The organism is Alkalibacterium putridalgicola, assembly GCF_040959045.1.
GTDB lineage: Bacteria > Bacillota > Bacilli > Lactobacillales > Carnobacteriaceae_A > Alkalibacterium > Alkalibacterium putridalgicola.
In genome coordinates this window covers 1,376,730-1,394,028 of sequence record NZ_CP162615.1, presented here as the reverse complement: position 1 = coordinate 1,394,028, position 17,299 = coordinate 1,376,730, and the positions used below count along the sequence as shown (strand labels likewise).

The window sequence follows — 17,299 nt, the reverse complement described above, 5'->3', positions numbered from 1 at the left end:
AAAGGTTTGACTTACTGATATGGCAAAACAACGAGAAGAAATCCAAGAGTTAACACTAGAAGAAGTAATGGGCGACCGTTTCGGGAGATATTCGAAGTATATCATCCAGGAACGGGCACTGCCGGACATCAGAGACGGTCTCAAGCCCGTACAGCGCCGAATCCTGTATGCGATGTATTCAGAAGGCAACACGCACGACAAGGGCTTCAGAAAATCAGCGAAAACGGTGGGGAACGTTATCGGTAACTTCCACCCGCACGGCGACAGCAGTGTTTATGAAGCCATGGTCCGAATGAGCCAGGACTGGAAAATGAAGACACCTTTAGTTACGATGCACGGCAACAACGGGAGCATGGACGGCGATCCACCGGCAGCCATGCGTTATACCGAGGCGCGACTGTCAAAAGTGGCTAATGAATTATTGAAAGACATCGATAAAGAAACGGTCGAGTTCGTCCTGAACTTTGACGATACGACCAATGAACCGACCGTCCTGCCGGCACGTTTCCCTAACCTTTTAGTTAATGGGGCAACGGGTATTTCTGCCGGTTATGCTACCGATATCCCGCCCCATAATCTGGGCGAAGTCATCGATGCCTGCATCTACCAAATCCAGCATCCGAATGCATCCGTCGACAAACTGATGGACTTTATCAAAGGACCGGATTTCCCGACCGGCGGCATCATTCAAGGCGTCAAAGGACTTAAAAATGCCTATAAAACGGGTAAAGGGAAAATCGTCATCCGTTCAAAGACCGAGATCGAAAAAGTGAGAGGCGGCAAAGAACAGATCGTCATCACCGAGATCCCTTATGAAGTGAACAAAGCGACGATGGTCCGTAAAATGGACGAGATCCGCATCAACAAGAAAATCGATGGCATCGCAGACGTGCGTGATGAAAGTGACCGTACCGGCTTGCGTATCGTGGTCGAGCTGAAAAAAGATACGCCGACTCAGGGGATTTTGACTTACTTATTCAAAAATACGGATCTTCAGGTCTCTTATAACCTGAATATGATCGCCATCAGCGACCGTCGTCCGCAGCAGGTCGGACTGAAAGAGTTTTTATCTGCTTATATCGCTCACAAGAAAGATATCATCAGAAAGCGTACGAAGTTCCTGCTCAACAAAGACCAGAAACGTGCGCATATCGTTGAAGGTCTGATAAAAGCTATTTCTATCCTGGATCAGGTCATCAAGACCATCCGGGCCAGCAAGAACAAAGGCGACGCGAAGGACAATATCATTAGTGCGTATGACTTTACTGCAATGCAGGCTGAAGCCATCGTAAGTCTGCAGTTGTACCGCTTGACCAATACAGATATCACGCAGCTTCAAAAAGAAGCAGACGAGCTGGCAGCGCGTATCGACGAATATAATAAGATCTTGAACGATGAAAAAACACTGGAATCAGTCATGAAAAAAGAACTGAGAGAAGTGAAGAAAGAAAACGCCAAAGACAGACAGACGGTGATTGAAGACAAGATCGAAGAGCTGAAAGTCGAAAAAGAAGTGCTCGTCACTGAAGAGGAAGTCGTTGTGTCAGTGACCAAAGAGGGCTACCTGAAACGGACCAGTCTGCGTTCTTATGGTGCTTCGAACGCTGAAGAGATTGCTTTGAGAGACGGGGATTACTCAGTCTTCACTGAAAAAATCTCGACGCTGGATCATGTAGTTCTGTTCACGACGAAAGGGAATGTCATCAACCGACCGGTCCATGAGATCCCTGAGATCAAATGGAAAGATCTGGGCGAACATATTTCCCAGACGATCAGCATACAGCCTGACGAGAAAATCATTGCGGCTTACGGCCTGAAAGAATTCTCGGAGCAGCAGAAGTTTGTCTTCATCACCAAAGCGGGGTATATCAAGCAGACGCTGGTTTCCGAGTATGCACCGAAACGGACGTATCGTTCCCGTTCCGCAACAGCGATCAAGTTAAAAGGGAAAACGGATGAATTGCTGTCCGTGTATCTGATCAATGACGAATCACTCTATGATGTATTCTTAGTCACCCAGCTGGGATTCGGCCTGCGCTATACCTTGCCTGAAGTTTCGACCGTGGGTGCCAACGCCAGTGGTGTGAAGTCCATCAACTTGAAGAAAGAAGATCAAGTGGCCGGTGGACTCATCTTTGATCCTTCTGAAGGAAACAAGAGCGTCCTGATGGTCACTCACCGCGGATCTGTCAAGCGGATGAATGTCGCAGATTTCGATGTTATTTCACGAGCCAAACGCGGCCTGCTGGTATTAAGAGAACTGAAAAACAAACCTCACCGTATGGCGCTGATGATCGATATCGAACAATTGGATGCTGAATGGACCATCGTGACGGATAAAGGCAATGATTTCACAGTCAGAGCGAAAGATTATGCCTTCAGCGACCGGTACAGCAACGGTTCATTCATTTTAGACGAAGATTCCGACGGCGTACCCGTGGATGCGTATAAAGAAAGCATCGTGCGGATAGAGGAAGAAAAAGAAGTAAAATAATCGAACGAGGTAGATAGGAAGGCCCGCATTCCCGGTGGATGCGGGCCTCTTTTTGATGTGAGACCGAGAGAAAATGTCCCTATGTGGAACTGGAAAGTGTTCACTGATGAACCGTTTGAGTCGCGAGTGAGACATTTCAAGGATAAATGTGTCCACTCGCGTCCGTGAGATTAGGTGAGTACGACATCTCGGCAGGAAAAATGTTCACTGAGGAACCGTTTGAGTCGCGAGTGAGACATTCCAAGGGAGAAAGTGTCCACTCGCGTCCGTGAGATTAGGTGAGTACGACATCTCGGCAGGAAAAGTGTTCACTGAGGAACCGTTTGAGTCGCGAGTGAGACATTCCAAGGGAGAAAGTGTCCACTCGCGTCCGTGAGATTAGATGAGTACGACATCTTGGCAGTAAAAGTGTTCACTGACGAACCGTTTGGGTCGCGAGTGAGACATTCCAAGGGAGAAGGTGTTCACTCGCGTCTGTGAGATTAGATGAGTACGACATTTTGGCAGTAAAAGTGTTCACTGATGAACCGTTTGGGACGCGAGTGAGACATTCCAAGGATAAAAGTGTTCACTTGTGAATCTTAGAAATCATGAGTGAACACTTTCCTGTATAAAAATGATGAACAGGTGTTTTTCGTTAAGATAATCGGGATGTGAAAAGAACATAAATACTTGATGAAGATTCTGTCCAGACTGCTCCAGGTTCATACGGTAACGAAGGGAATCAAAAAAAGGCTGAACAGAAAAATCCATTCAGCCTTTTTTGTTTGATACCACTCAAGCCCCGGCTAACTTTTTTAGTTTTTTGAGATCGTCATTATCTCCGAGGGCGATAAGTGTCTGGCCGGGTTTCAGTAGATGATCTTTTGTCGGATTAAAGACGATGCCATCATCCTCTTTTTCCTTAATGGCAATAATGATCAAATCAGTCTGTTCCGGAATATTAGCCTGCATCAGTGTTTTGTTACTGATCGCTGAAGAAGGTTGGATCACCACTTCATTTAAGTTCAGATCGATCTTTCCTGAGTGAGTGATTGTGTCTAAGAATGCAATAACTGATGGTTTCAGCAGCATGGAAGCCATACGGTGTCCGCCGATTTCATTCGGAGAGACCGTTTTGTCTGCTCCGGCTCGAATCAGTTTTTCATGCGAATTATGAGTAATAGCACGGGCAACAATAAGCAAATCAGGTTTTAGCTGACGTGCCGTAAGTACGGTGTAAAGATTGTTTGCATCACTATTCAGTGCGGCTATCAATCCTTTGGCACGATGGATCCCAGCTTTTTCAAGGACCTCATCTTGAGTCGCATCCCCTTGAAAGGCTATGACATTATCATATTCTTTAATGGCTTCTAACTTGTCTTCCTCAAATTCGATAACTACGAACTCTACATTTTCCCGCTCTAGAGACTGTATAATGTGCTGACCTGTTTCGCCAGCACCACATACGATGATATGATCGTTTAAATCGGCAAGCCGATCTTTCATTTTTTGTTCCCTCCAAACTTCCTGCAGCGTACCTCCAAAGAAAAAACTGATCAGCTGTGAACCGGTATACCCAAGGGTCCCCAAACTGAAGAAAATCAGGATAATGGTAAAGAGCTGAGCAGGTACAGTCAATGGTACAACTTCCTGGAAGCCAACTGTGGATATAGTTATCACTGTCATATAGAAGGCATCCATTAAACTGATATCAAGCAACAGATAATATCCACCAATGCCTATCAGAATAATCGCTACCAGCAAATATAATATATATAAGGTTCGTTTATGCTGCTGCATATATTCAACTCCTTGAGAGATAAGCGAAATCTAACTCTACTCTATTATTTTATCACTTAAAGCAGGAAAGATATAGAGGATTCGCTTATGAAGTCATGAATATAGATAAAAGGGAGGGCGGTTTAACTTCACTAAAAAAGTACGTACTGAAAAAGTGACGAAAACAAAAAAGAAGAGACCGGCAATACCTGTCTCTTCTTTCTTGTTCTTCTTTTCTTATCCTTTATAGGCGTCTCGGTAAACTTGAGCAAGTTCTGTGACTAAAGGTAATTTAGGGTTAGCTGTTGTACATTGATCTTCGAATGCACGGTCAGCCATAGCGTCGACAACTTTCTCAAAGTCTTTTTTATCTACGCCATTTTCTTTGATACTCATTGGAATATTCAGTTCTTTGGCTAGATCATAGATTGCTTTGATCAGACTTTCTACGCCTTCTTCGGTTGTGCTGGCAGGCAGGCCCAATGCTTTAGCGATTTCTGCATAACGTTCATCCGCAATGAAGTGTTCATATTTAGGAAACGCGACGAATTTTGTCGGTTTCTTCGCATTGTAGCGGATGACATGCGGCATCAGGATGGCATTTGAACGGCCGTGAGCGATATGGAACTGTGCTCCCAGTTTGTGAGCCAGACTGTGGTTGATTCCTAAGAATGCATTGGCGAAAGCCATACCTGCAATAGTTGAGGCATTATGCATTTTTTCTCGTGCTGTTTCATCAGCGCCATTCTTGTAGGCGGTAGGCAGATGCTTGAAGACTAACTGGATCGCTTTAATGGCCAATCCATCTGTATAGTCGTTAGCCATATTGGAAACATAAGCTTCGATCGCATGAGTCAGTACATCCATCCCGGTATCAGCTGTCACGACAGGAGGGACGGTCATAACAAATTGTGGATCGATGATCGCAACGTCCGGAGTCAGCTCATAATCAGCCAGTGGATATTTGGTCGATGTTTCTTTATCAGTGATGACTGAGAATGATGTAACTTCTGAACCCGTTCCTGATGTTGTCGGGATGGCTACAAATTGAGATTTCCCGCCCAGTTTAGGGAACTTGTAAACACGTTTTCTGATATCCAGGAATTTTTGTTTGATGCCGTTGAAATCTGTATCCGGCTGTTCATAGAATAACCACATACCTTTAGCAGCATCCATAGGTGATCCACCGCCTAAAGCAATAATGACGTCAGGCTGGAAAGCAGCCATGGCTTCTGCACCTCTCATCACGGTTTCCTTTGAAGGATCCGCTTCGACGTCAGAAAAGATCTCACAGTGGACATAATCCGGACGGTTTCTCAAGTGATAGAGGACACGATCGACATAGCCGAGCTCGACCATCATCGGGTCAGTCACAATAAAGGCCTTCTTGATGTCTGGCATTTTAGCAAGGTATTGAACAGAGTTACGTTCGAAATAAACTTTTGGTGGAATCTTGAACCACTGCATATTGTTTGTACGTTTGGCACGTTTCTTGACATTGATCAGATGCATGGTACCGACATTTGTTGACACAGAATTCCCTCCGTATGAACCACATCCAAGAGTAAGAGAAGGGATGTAGGCGTTATAGATATCTCCGATGGCGCCTTGACTTGAAGGTGCATTGACGATGAGACGGCCGGCTTTCATGCGGCGGTCAAATGCCTGAATGACGTCATCGTTGTGAGAGTGGATGACAGCTGAATGTCCCAATCCACCGTAAGCCAGCATTTCTTCGGCCCGTTTGATGCCTTCTTCAGAACTGTTTACTTTATAGGCTGCAAGTACCGGGCTCAGTTTTTCTCTTGATAGTGGATATTTTTTACCCACACCAGCGTATTCCGCAATGAGGATCTTCGTATCCTGTGGTACTTTGATACCTGCCATTTCGGCGATCTGGTAGGCTGAACGCCCGACGATAGCTGCATTCAACTGACCTTCTTCTGAGACCATCAATTGTTCGACTTTCTGTCTTTCTTCATTGTTCAGGTAGTGACAGCCGTTATCTGTCAACTCTTTTTTAACGTCAGAGTAAATTTCTTTATCCACGATGACTGCTTGTTCAGAGGCACAGATCATGCCGTTATCGAATGTTTTTGATAAGATCAGATCGTTAGTGGCACGCTTGACGTTTGCTGTTTTTTCTATATAACACGGAACGTTACCAGCACCCACACCTAGAGCGGGTTTCCCTGAACTGTAAGCAGATTTGACCATGCCAGGTCCACCGGTAGCCAGGATCGTGGCGACACCGTCATGTTTCATCAAGGCCTGTGTTGCTTCAAGTGAAGGCTTGTCGATCCACTGGATGCAGTTTTCAGGTGCACCTGCTTTGACGGCTGCTTCATATAAGGCACGGGCAGCTGCAGCACTCGATTTTTGAGCAGAAGGGTGGAAAGCAAAGATGATCGGGTTTCCTGTTTTGATCGCGATCATGGACTTGAAGATCGTCGTTGATGTCGGGTTAGTGACGGGGGTCACACCAGCGACCACTCCGATAGGTTCAGCGATCTCGACCGTTTCTTCATGTTTGTTCTCGTTGATGACACCGATCGTTTTATCTGATTTAATGCTGTGATAGACGTATTCAGAAGCAAAAAGATTTTTGATGATCTTATCTTCGTAAACGCCGCGGCCCGTTTCTTCGACAGCCATTTTAGCCAGTGTCATGTGCTGATCCAGTCCTGCCAGCGCCATCTGCTTGACGATTTCATCAACTTGTTCCTGATTTAATTCATACATTCCTTCTAATGCTTTCTGTGCTTTCGTGACTAACTGATCGATAGTCTCGTTCACATTCGTTTCTTTTTTGTTTTTTTCTAAAACCTTTACCATAATCATTTCCTCCTATAGTTAGTGAAGTATTGAGCAATACACTTTAAAAATAAAAGCCTTTCTCATATTTAATGTTGTGGGCCCTGAAAAAGACAGTATATTCTAGAAACAAAGCGATTGAACTTTTTTCACTTTTTTACCACAAACCTAGAGTACCATAGTGAATTCGCTTTCGCAAAGAGGAAAATGTGTCCATATTGTTACAGATTACACAAATCGATAAAAACGTTGATTTTAAAGTAAAACGTCATATAATGTTCATTGATTCACTTGTATATAGTGAGTTAATGTGATACTATGAACTTGTCGAAATTGATATACACACAAAGGAGAATTAATTATGGAAAAACAGCGTACCGAAGAGTTTTCTCTTGAATCCATTTGGAATGGTTTCACAGGCAAGACTTGGAAAGAAGAAATCGATGTTCGTAACTTTATTCAAAGTAACTACCACCCATACGACGGCAACGAATCCTTTTTAGAAGGTCCAACTAAAGAAACAGAAAAATTGTGGGACCAGGTCATGGACCTCAACAAAAAAGAACGTGAAGCTGGCGGCGTACTGGATATGGATACCCATGTCGTTTCTACCATCACTTCTCACGGTCCTGGCTACTTGTCTAAGGACATGGAGAAAGTTGTCGGTTTCCAGACAGATGAACCCTTCAAACGTTCACTCCAGCCATTCGGCGGCATCCGCATGAGTGAAATAGCAGCTGAGTCTTATGGTTATGAAGTGGATCCTTTCCTGTCACATGTATTTAGAGACTGGAGAAAAACACATAATCAGGGCGTTTTCGATGCCTACACACCTGAAATGCGTAATGCCCGCCGTACAGGGATCATTACAGGACTTCCTGATGCTTATGGCCGTGGACGTATCATCGGCGATTACCGTCGCGTTGCCCTTTATGGTTTAGATCGTCTGATAGCTGAAAAAGAAGCAGACAAAACTAACACAGATAAAGCAATGATGAACGAAAAAATGATCAGAAAACGTGAAGAGATCAGTGATCAGCTGAAAGCTTTACATGAGCTGAAAGAACTGGGTAATATTTACGGTTTTGATCTTTCGCGTCCTGCTCAAAATGCTAAAGAAGCATTCCAGTGGTTGTACCTTGGATATCTTGCAGCGGTCAAAGAACAGAACGGTGCTGCAATGTCATTGGGACGTACATCAACATTCTTAGATATTTATATTGAAAGAGATCTTGAAAATGGAACGATGACTGAAGTGGAAGCACAGGAATTAGTGGATCACTTTGTCATGAAACTCCGTCTGGTCAAATTTGCCCGTACACCAGAATATAACGAACTGTTCTCAGGGGATCCAACTTGGGTAACCGAAGTGATCGCGGGTGTCGGTTTAGACGGCCGTCACATGGTCACTAAAAATAGCTTCCGTTTCCTGAATACTTTAACAAACTTAGGACCAGCTCCAGAACCTAACTTGACTGTTTTATGGTCAACAAAACTGCCTCAGTCATTTAAAAATTACTGCTCACGCGTTTCTATAGAAAGCAGCGCGATCCAGTATGAAAACGATGATATGATGCGTGAAGAATGGGGCGACGACTACGGAATCGCCTGCTGTGTGTCAGCTATGCCTATCGGTAAGCAAATGCAGTTCTTCGGTGCCCGTGCCAACTTGGCTAAAGCCTTATTATATGCCATCAATGGCGGTGTGGATGAGAAATCTAAAGCACAAGTTGCACCTGAATTCCGTCCGATCACTTCTGAGTATCTTGATTATGATGAAGTCACTGAAAAATATGACCAGATCCTTGACTGGTTAGCTGAAATGTATATCAACACATTGAACATCATTCACTACATGCACGACAAATACAGCTATGAAAGTCTTGAAATGGGCTTACATGATTCAGACGTTGCCCGTACGATGGCTACAGGTATTGCCGGATTCTCAGTCGCAGTGGACTCACTTTCAGCTATCAAACATGCGAAAGTCAAAGTCATCCGTGATGAAGACGGACTTGCTGTAGACTACGAAATCGAAGGCGACTATCCAAAATATGGTAACGATGATGATAGAGTCGATGACATTGCTGTTGAACTGCTGAAAACATTCATGAACAAAGTCAGACAGTTCCCAACTTATCGTGATGCAACACACACAACATCTATCCTGACGATCACATCAAACGTTGTTTACGGTAAGAAAACAGGTAACACACCTGACGGACGTCGTGCCGGCGTGCCATTCGCACCTGGTGCCAACCCATTACACGGTAGAGATACGAACGGTGCTCTGGCAAGTTTGAACTCCGTTGCCAAATTGCCTTACAAAGAGTCACTGGACGGCATTTCAAACACCTTCTCGATCGTACCAAAAGCTTTAGGTAAAGAAGACAGCGTTCAGCAGAACAACCTGTCAACGATGCTTGACGGTTACGTGAAAACAGGTGGACACCACTTGAACGTCAATGCCTTGAACCGTGAAACACTTGAAGATGCGATGGAGCATCCTGAAGAGTATCCGCAACTGACGATCCGTGTGTCCGGATACGCTGTAAACTTCATCAAACTGACGAAAGAACAGCAAATGGACGTACTGAGACGTACATTCCACGACTCATTATAAGAAAAGCAGTTTAAACTTTATTAGGGGGAAGTAATAATGACAGATTCACCAATAGGCTATGTACATTCAACAGAAAGCTTCGGCTCTGTTGACGGACCTGGGATCCGCTTCGTAGTGTTCATGCAGGGGTGCCGTATGCGTTGTGAGTTCTGTCATAACCCTGATACCTGGAATATGGGCGGCGGCACACCTTACGCACCTCAGGAACTTCTGGATCAAGCATTGAAGTATAAGAACTACTGGGGAGAAGAAGGAGGGATCACCGTCAGTGGCGGTGAACCGCTCATCCATATCGATTTTCTGATCGAATTTTTCAAACTGGCGAAAGAAGCAGGCGTCAGCGTCTCTTTAGATACCTGCGGGCAGCCGTTCACGTATGACGAGCCTTTCTTCAGTCGATTTGAAGAATTGATGAAGTATACGGATCTTGTCCTGATGGATATCAAGCATATCGACAACGAGATCCATAAGAAATATACGATGCATTCCAATACCAGTATTTTAGACATGGCGAACTACCTGTCCGAAATAGGTAAACCCATGTGGCTGCGACACGTGCTTGTTCCTGAACGTTCAGATTTTGATGAGCACTTGGAACGCTTGAGTGAGTTTATTGAACAGCTGGACAGTGTGGAAAAAGTGGAAATACTGCCTTACCACCGTCTGGGCGTTTATAAATACGAAGAACTGGGTATCCCCTATAAACTGAAAGATATCGATCCTCCTACGGCTGAACGTGTTGAAAATGCCAACCGTATTTTGAAAACACATAAATATCAGACGCAAAATTAAGTCGAACGTGCCGGCTGTGTCCATAGTGAGTCATTCACTTGGTACAGCCGGCACGTTTTTTCATTTATTGAAATTTCATGGGTTTTACTATATTCTATAAGAAGAGAATGCAAAACAAAGGAGAATGACAGTGAGTAAAATATTGATTTTTGGACATCAAAGTCCAGATACAGACGCCATCACATCAGCAATAACTTTTTCCTATCTGCAGAATGCCTTAGGAAAAGAAACAGAAGCTGTTGCTTTAGGAAAAACAACAGCGGAAACACAGTATGCATTGGATTACTTCGAGGTTGAGACACCTCGCGTCGTGACCACAGTGGCACAGGAAACACCGGAAGTTATGCTGGTCGATCATAATGAAGCACAGCAGAGTGTTCCGGACATTGAGAAGGTTAAAGTCCTGGCTGTTGTCGATCATCACCGTATTGCCAACTTCCAGACGGCCAATCCGCTTTATTATCGAGCCGAACCGGTCGGCTGCACGAACACGATCATCCTTAAGATGTTTAAGGAAAATAACATCGACGTCCCTAAACATATTGCCGGATTGATGCTTTCAGCAATCATTTCAGATACGTTATTGTTGAAATCACCAACCTGCACACAAGAAGACGTGAAAGCAGCAGAAGAATTAGCAGAAACCGCTGGCGTGGACTTGGAAGCTTACGGTAAAGAACTGCTGAAAGCCGGTACGGATACTTCAAGCAAAGATGCCGACATGATCCTGAACGACGATGCGAAGAACTTCCCAATGGGCGGATTGACTGTACGTATTGGTCAGGTAAATGTCGTGGACGTGGATGATATCCTGGACCGCAAACAGGAACTGCTCGATGAAATGGCAGCTCAATCCGAAAACAATGAGATAGATCTATTTATCCTTGTAACCACCGATGTATTGAACAGTAATTCAGTTGCTCTTGTTTATGGAGAAGAGAAAGCTCAAGTAGCGCAGGCCTTTAATAAAGAGCTGAAAGACGACACGCTTATGCTTGAAGGTGTCGTATCAAGAAAAAAACAAGTCGTACCACCGTTGACTGTAAAATTCGGTTAATTGGAGATGTAAATAAAAAATGGTCGTCCTCAAAACGAGGACGACCATTTTTTTATGCATCATATATATGAAGAGCAGGACAAGCTGGGGCAACAAACATAGCGATATATCGCTCATCTCGTAAAGAAGCAGAGGAGATTGCCCAGCTTCGAATGAGAATGATTAGATTAGATGCAGGACACGTCAAATGTCTGTTTATTGAGACTGGACATCTGCTGGGAAAACGAGCCAATACCGTTTTTCGTTAACCAGTCAAAGCGCAGGTCATCGTCATAAAGCGTGACTGTATCACCGATTTCAATATCTTCGTCCACTTCGATAAGGATATGACTCATCATCATGACGCGGATGGGATATTCTTTATCGTTGATTTTGACTGGAAAGTCTTTGCGTCCTTTCAGCAGGCCATTGCCGTAACCGATGTCGCAGACGGCGATCGTGATGTCCTTATCTGTCTGATATTCTGCAGAATAGCCGATCGATCGGCCGGCTTTCACGGGAGTCAATTCGATGACGCTGGCCTCGATGCTCACTGCCTGTTCAGCTATAGTCGTATCCAGACCATCATAATAAGGACGCGTCCCATATAAGATCACACCGCCGCGTATATGGGTGTGATAGGGAAGCAGATCATCACGCAGATAGGAAGAGCTGTTCTGAGCGTGGATATAGGTCAGATCCGGGAGGTAAGCTTTTAATTGATCCAATATGATCAGCCAATTTTGGACTTCTTCCTCGTAACGCTCCACACCAAAATCATCGGCCGAAGCGAAATGCGTCCAGATGCCGCTGATATTCATGTCGGGATCGTCCAGGATCTGTTTCATCTGGTCACTCGACGTAAACCCCAGCCGGTTAAGGTCATTTCTGTAAACCAGCTGGATATCTATGTCTTTGAGTTCCTCTCTGTACTTATCATAGAAAGCCATAGAGGACACAGTCAAGGTCAAGTGATACTTTCTGATCTGGTCAAAATCGGCACCCGGATCGAGCAGTAGGATAAAAATATCATTATCCCATTTTCTCAACTGAATAGCTTCAGCCAGGCTGGTCGTTGCGAATGCCCGGATGCCGCCTTTGTAAAAAGCCTGATAGACTGTCTCGAGCCCATGGTTATACCCATCGTTTTTTACGATGGCAATGGTGTCGACCTGCGATTGAAAGCGACGGGCTTGCCGGGTCAGTCTTTCGGTGTTCAGTATCAAACGAGCAGTCATCCAACCAACCCTAACGTATTAGCAATAGACTGGTAATATTTCACACCGTTCAGCAAAATCTTTTCGTCAAAGTTGAATAAGGCGGTATGCAGTCCGTGAATGTAGCCTTTTTCTTCATTACGGACTCCCAGGAAGGCAAAGTTCGTTTTGGCGATGGATGAATAGAACGAGAAGTCTTCCCCGAACAGATAAGGGACATTTAGAAGTTCCAGTGTCAAACCGGCCTGGTCCGCACTTGTTTTAACGGTATCCATCAGGGACTCGTCGTTATAAACAGCCGGATAACCTTTGGCAAAGTCGAGTGCGGTTTCCGTTCCAAAAAGGGCATCGGTACTGGCTACGATAGTTTCCATTTTATTCTGGATGTGTACGAGATCCTCTGGCACATACGTACGGATCGTTCCCTGGATATGACCGTCCGTAGCCACTGTATTGATGGCTTCACCGGCATGGAGTTTACCGATATGGAGGATATTCTGGTGCAGGCCGTTTAAAAAGTACTGCTGGACCTGACCGAGCTGGTTCGCGATGTGAGTCACTGCACCGAGGGCACTGTAGCCTTTTTCTTTCTGTGCGACATGAGCGGACAACCCTTTGACGTTGATTCGGTATTCGGTGGCGCTGGCCATGAGAAAGCCCGGTTTAGTAGCCAGAGTATGTTCGGGAATATCCGGACCTAAGTGCAGGCCGTAGATCTCTTTGATCTTATAGTCTTCAAAAGGAAACGCACGGATCAGTGCATCGGCACCGGCATTGGATTCTTCAGATGGCTGAAAAATCAGCAGCATGTTTTTCTCGAGTTTTCCTTCGTCCTGTTTCTCCTTGCACCATTCGGCGAATGCCAACAGCATGGATGTGTGACCGTCATGGCCACAGGCGTGCATGGCGCTTTCGTGCTGCGATTTGAACGGGACATCTGTTTCTTCCTGGATCGGCAGAGCATCGATGTCCGCACGAAAACCGATCGTTTCTTCTGAACCGGAACGGCCTTCAAAGAAGACCACAGTTGCAGTATCCAAGGGTGTAAAATAAGGGATGGACAGGTTATCTAACGTATTTCTGATATACGCGGTCGTTTTGTATTCATGAAAAGACAGTTCGGGGATCTGGTGCAGGTTTCTTCGATGTTCTGTTAAGGTTTCGGGTAGGTGATCCATACATTCCTCCTGTAAGTGATGACTGTGTAAAATTGCGGGTCGTAAGTGATTTATGAGTCAAGCTCTCTCAACGCGGAGATGATCGCTACTTTTTCAGAGGCCACATCGGACGTGTTTTTGATTTTCCGGGCAGGCACGCCGGCTACGACGGTATCTGCCGGGACGTCTTCTGTGACGATGGCGCCGGCAGCGACCACGGAGCCTTTGCCGACACGGACACCTTCTAAAATAACGGCGTTCGCACCGATGAGGACGTTGTCTTCGATAATGACCGGCGTAGCGTTAGCGGGTTCGATGACACCGGACAGGACAGCTCCAGCCCCCACATGGACGTTTTTACCGGTCGTTGCGCGGCCGCCTAAAACAGCGCCCATGTCGATCATGGTCCCTTCGCCGACGACAGCCCCGATATTGATGACTGCGCCCATCATGACGACAGCATTTTTGCCGATCGTGGCGTGGTCTCTTATGAATGACCCCGGTTCGATCCGTGCATCCACTTTAGAGGTATCCAGAAGGGGGATAGCGGAATGGCGTCTGTCCTGTTCGATTTCAAGCTCGCTGATCTGTTCGCTGTTAACTTCGTAAAACGGACTCCAGTCTTTTAGATCGGCAAAGATCGTATAGCTGCCTTCTGATCCGAATACTTTAAACGTCTTCGGGAAAGCATCTCGTTCAAGCATCGTATTAACGTAAATCTTTAACGGTGTTGATTTTTTTGATTGACTGATATAGGCGATGATTTCTTCCGGGTTGAATGTCTGCATTTTTACACTCCTAAATTGTTATACGTATAATATCCATTTTCTTTCTTTATCAGTTGTTCGGCTACTTTCAAGGCGCCACGCGCAAAGATATCTTTCGACTGGGCAGAATGTTTCACGGAGATGACTTCATCGTGTCCGGCAAACAGGACTTCATGTTCGCCCACGATCGTTCCGCCGCGGATCGTTGAAATGCCGATATCTTTTTTATCACGTTTTTCCGTGACCTGACTGCGGTCATAGACTTCTCTGGCATCGGGACGGGCTTTGTCTTTGATGGCGTCCAGGAGCTTGATAAGTGTGCCGCTTGGGGCATCGATCTTCTGATTATGGTGTTTTTCGATCATCTCGATATCGTAGTCGTCCATCAAGGGAGCGATCGTTTCAAGGAGCTGGGTCACGATATGGACGCCGTAGCTCATGTTGGCGCTGAAAAAGACCGGCGCCGTTTCCGCTTTTTTATCCATCAGGTCGAGCAGCGTCTCTTTTTCGCCCGTGGTGGCGATGACCATGGGGATATTAAGGTCAGACGTCAGGACCTTTTTCGTCACTGTCGGGTGAGAAAAGTCGATCAGACAGTCTGCTTCGGGCAAGTCTTCATTTACAGAGTCAAAAAGCGGATAGGGACAGTCATTCTCTTCAGCGGGTGAAAGAACACCGACGATCTCGTGTCCGTTCGCTTCAGCCAGCTTGGCGACCCGTTTATTCATCGCGCCGTATCCAATAAGTAATAGTTTCATCTCAACCGTCCTTTCTTGTGTGGTCAAAGAGTTCAGTCAGGACATCCTGAGCAGACGATTCCAGTGGAACTAAAGGCAGACGCAGAGAATAGTCGCCGAACCCCAAGTGACTGGTCAATACTTTGATCGGGATCGGATTGACATCCACGCCCAAGGCATCCACTAAGGGGAAAAGTCTGTGACTGAGTTCAGCTGCTTTTTTCGGATATTTCTGAGCCGCTTCATACATCGCTTGATATTCTTCCGGCAGAGCATTGGCCAGCACGGAGATCAGACCGTGTCCGCCCATTGAATAGAAAGGCAGGGCCAGGTCATCGTTGCCGCTGTAGAAGGAAAAGCTGTCATCCACGACATACTGGAGACGATTCAGATGAGCCAGATCACCGGTCGCATCTTTCAGACCCACGATATTGGGATGCTGAGCCAGGACTTCCAGAGTTTCTGGAGCGATGGTCATGCCTGTACGGGCCGGCACATCGTATAAGATGATTGGGATGGTCACAGCTTCAGCAATCGCTGTAAAGTGAGCCAGCAGGCCTTTCTGACTGGTTTTATTGTAATAAGGCGTGATCACTAAAAGGGCATCCACACCGAGTTTTTCTGCCTCTCTGGAATGGGCGATGGCATCGGCCGTGTTGTTCGAACCTGTTCCGGCAATGACCGGGATGTCTCCGTCAGCCACATCGATCGCGATGGACAAGAGGGTGGATTTCTCTTTCTTTGTCAGTGTGGAACTTTCGCCTGTCGTACCATTGACGACGAAGGCCTGGATGCGGTTCTTTTTAAGAAACGTCAGGTGACTCTTGAAGCTGTCATAGTCGACGCTTTCATCTGTAAAGGGTGTGGTGACAGCAGCAGCTGCTCCGGTGAATAATCGTTTCATTAGCGTTCTTCCTTTCTGAGTAGGAGTTCTTCAAGAATCTGTACGGCATTCAGTGCGGCACCTTTCAAGATGTTGTCACTCACTGACCATAAATGATAGGTGTTTTTAAGACTGTTGTCTTTTCTGATCCGTCCGACAAAGACGCCTTCTTTACCGGCGGCATCCAGTGGTGTCGGATACATGCCGTTTGACGGGTCGTCCATAAGAATGATACCAGGGAAGTCGGCCAGGACAACTTTCAGTTCTTGAACAGTCGGTTCTGCTTCCAGCGTAACATTGATGGCCACTGCATGTGCGTGAGGGACAGGGACACGGACGCAGGTCGCTGTCACGGCAATGGATGCATCGTTCAGTATTTTCTGTGTCTCCCTGATCATTTTGTCTTCTTCTTTCGTGTAGCCATTGTCTAAAAAGACATCAATCTGGGGGATCACATTATGATAGATCGGTTTAGGATAATTCAAAGGTCCTTCGCCATGCTCACCGCGCTCCAGATCCTCGATACCCTTCCAGCCGGAACCGGAGACGGACTGATAGGTCGTGTAGGCCACACGCTTGAGGCCAAAGGCATCCGCAAGAGGCTTCAGAGGAACCACAGACTGGATGGTCGAACAGTTCGGGTTGGCGATGATGCGGCGCTTGAGACTGGCCTTGTTGACTTCAGGAACGACCAGGTCGATGGCCTGATCCATGCGCCAGGCGCTTGAATTGTCGATCACGACGGCTCCGGCCTGTTCAAAAAGGGGAGCGAACTGCAGGCTGGTGTCCCCGCCGGCAGACATCAGGACATAGTCGAAACCGCCGTCTGTTTTTTCCTCCGTCAGTTCTTCAACGGTGTAACTCTTTCCTTTGAATGTCACTTCCTTACCGGCTGAGCGGGCGGAAGAAAAAAGGGTGAGAGATGAATAAGGGATGTTTTTTTGTTCAAGCATTTCCAGCATGGTCTTTCCCACAAGACCTGTGGCACCGACTATGGCAATATTCATCATTAAATCGT

General features: G+C 46.0%; 12 protein-coding genes. 4 read left to right on the top strand and 8 right to left on the bottom strand.

The genetic code is table 11. The features are described from left to right. The first annotated feature begins 19 nt into the window (after positions 1–19). Positions 20–2,494: a DNA topoisomerase IV subunit A gene (gene parC, locus AB4027_RS06520; protein ID WP_368644756.1), complete on the top strand. Its 2,475-nt coding sequence runs from the start codon at positions 20–22 to the stop codon at positions 2,492–2,494. Between the two features lie 777 nt (positions 2,495–3,271). Here parC and AB4027_RS06515 read toward each other — a convergent pair. Next, the gene (locus AB4027_RS06515; RefSeq protein WP_091489848.1) at positions 3,272–4,276 is read right to left on the bottom strand and encodes a TrkA family potassium uptake protein; all 1,005 of its coding nucleotides are present in this window, start codon (positions 4,274–4,276) and stop codon (positions 3,272–3,274) included. A gap of 216 nt (positions 4,277–4,492) precedes the next feature. After that, positions 4,493–7,090 carry a bifunctional acetaldehyde-CoA/alcohol dehydrogenase gene (gene adhE / locus AB4027_RS06510; RefSeq protein WP_368644755.1) on the bottom strand — a complete coding sequence of 866 codons (2,598 nt, stop codon included), beginning with the start codon at positions 7,088–7,090 and terminating at the stop codon, positions 4,493–4,495. A gap of 340 nt (positions 7,091–7,430) precedes the next feature. On the opposite strand from adhE, the gene pflB reads away from it, so the two are divergent. The 3 genes from pflB to AB4027_RS06495 all read left to right on the top strand — a co-directional run bounded on the left by pflB (position 7,431) and on the right by AB4027_RS06495 (position 11,541). Then, positions 7,431–9,692, top strand: coding sequence for a formate C-acetyltransferase (gene pflB / locus AB4027_RS06505; RefSeq protein ID WP_368644754.1), 2,262 nt, complete (start codon positions 7,431–7,433; stop codon positions 9,690–9,692). A gap of 36 nt (positions 9,693–9,728) precedes the next feature. Further along, complete coding sequence (gene pflA, locus AB4027_RS06500; RefSeq protein WP_368644753.1) at positions 9,729–10,484, top strand: pyruvate formate-lyase-activating protein; 756 nt, start codon at positions 9,729–9,731, stop codon at positions 10,482–10,484. Positions 10,485–10,614: 130 nt separating this feature from the next. Further along, positions 10,615–11,541 (top strand): manganese-dependent inorganic pyrophosphatase, encoded by a 927-nt coding sequence (locus AB4027_RS06495; protein ID WP_368644752.1) that lies wholly within the window; start codon positions 10,615–10,617, stop codon positions 11,539–11,541. Between the two features lie 167 nt (positions 11,542–11,708). Here the strand turns inward: AB4027_RS06495 and AB4027_RS06490 are convergent, their stop codons facing one another. Genes AB4027_RS06490 through AB4027_RS06465 form a run of 6 tightly spaced genes read right to left on the bottom strand, consistent with a single transcriptional unit; the run spans position 11,709 to position 17,291 of the window. After that, positions 11,709–12,758: an alanine racemase gene (locus AB4027_RS06490; RefSeq protein ID WP_368644751.1), complete on the bottom strand. Its 1,050-nt coding sequence runs from the start codon at positions 12,756–12,758 to the stop codon at positions 11,709–11,711. Further along, positions 12,755–13,915 (bottom strand): M20 family metallopeptidase, encoded by a 1,161-nt coding sequence (locus AB4027_RS06485; RefSeq protein WP_368644750.1) that lies wholly within the window; start codon positions 13,913–13,915, stop codon positions 12,755–12,757. The genes AB4027_RS06490 and AB4027_RS06485 overlap by 4 nt, the downstream gene beginning before the upstream one ends. Positions 13,916–13,965: 50 nt before the next feature. After that, positions 13,966–14,682 carry a 2,3,4,5-tetrahydropyridine-2,6-dicarboxylate N-acetyltransferase gene (gene dapD / locus AB4027_RS06480; protein WP_368644749.1) on the bottom strand — a complete coding sequence of 239 codons (717 nt, stop codon included), beginning with the start codon at positions 14,680–14,682 and terminating at the stop codon, positions 13,966–13,968. A 2-nt stretch (positions 14,683–14,684) separates the two neighbouring features. Then, positions 14,685–15,419 (bottom strand): 4-hydroxy-tetrahydrodipicolinate reductase, encoded by a 735-nt coding sequence (gene dapB / locus AB4027_RS06475; RefSeq protein ID WP_368644748.1) that lies wholly within the window; start codon positions 15,417–15,419, stop codon positions 14,685–14,687. 1 nt (position 15,420) lies between these two features. Next, entirely contained in the window at positions 15,421–16,302 is an 882-nt protein-coding gene (gene dapA / locus AB4027_RS06470) for a 4-hydroxy-tetrahydrodipicolinate synthase (protein ID WP_368644747.1), read from the bottom strand. Further along, positions 16,302–17,291: an aspartate-semialdehyde dehydrogenase gene (locus AB4027_RS06465; RefSeq protein WP_368644746.1), complete on the bottom strand. Its 990-nt coding sequence runs from the start codon at positions 17,289–17,291 to the stop codon at positions 16,302–16,304. The genes dapA and AB4027_RS06465 overlap by 1 nt, the downstream gene beginning before the upstream one ends. Positions 17,292–17,299: the final 8 nt, after the last annotated feature.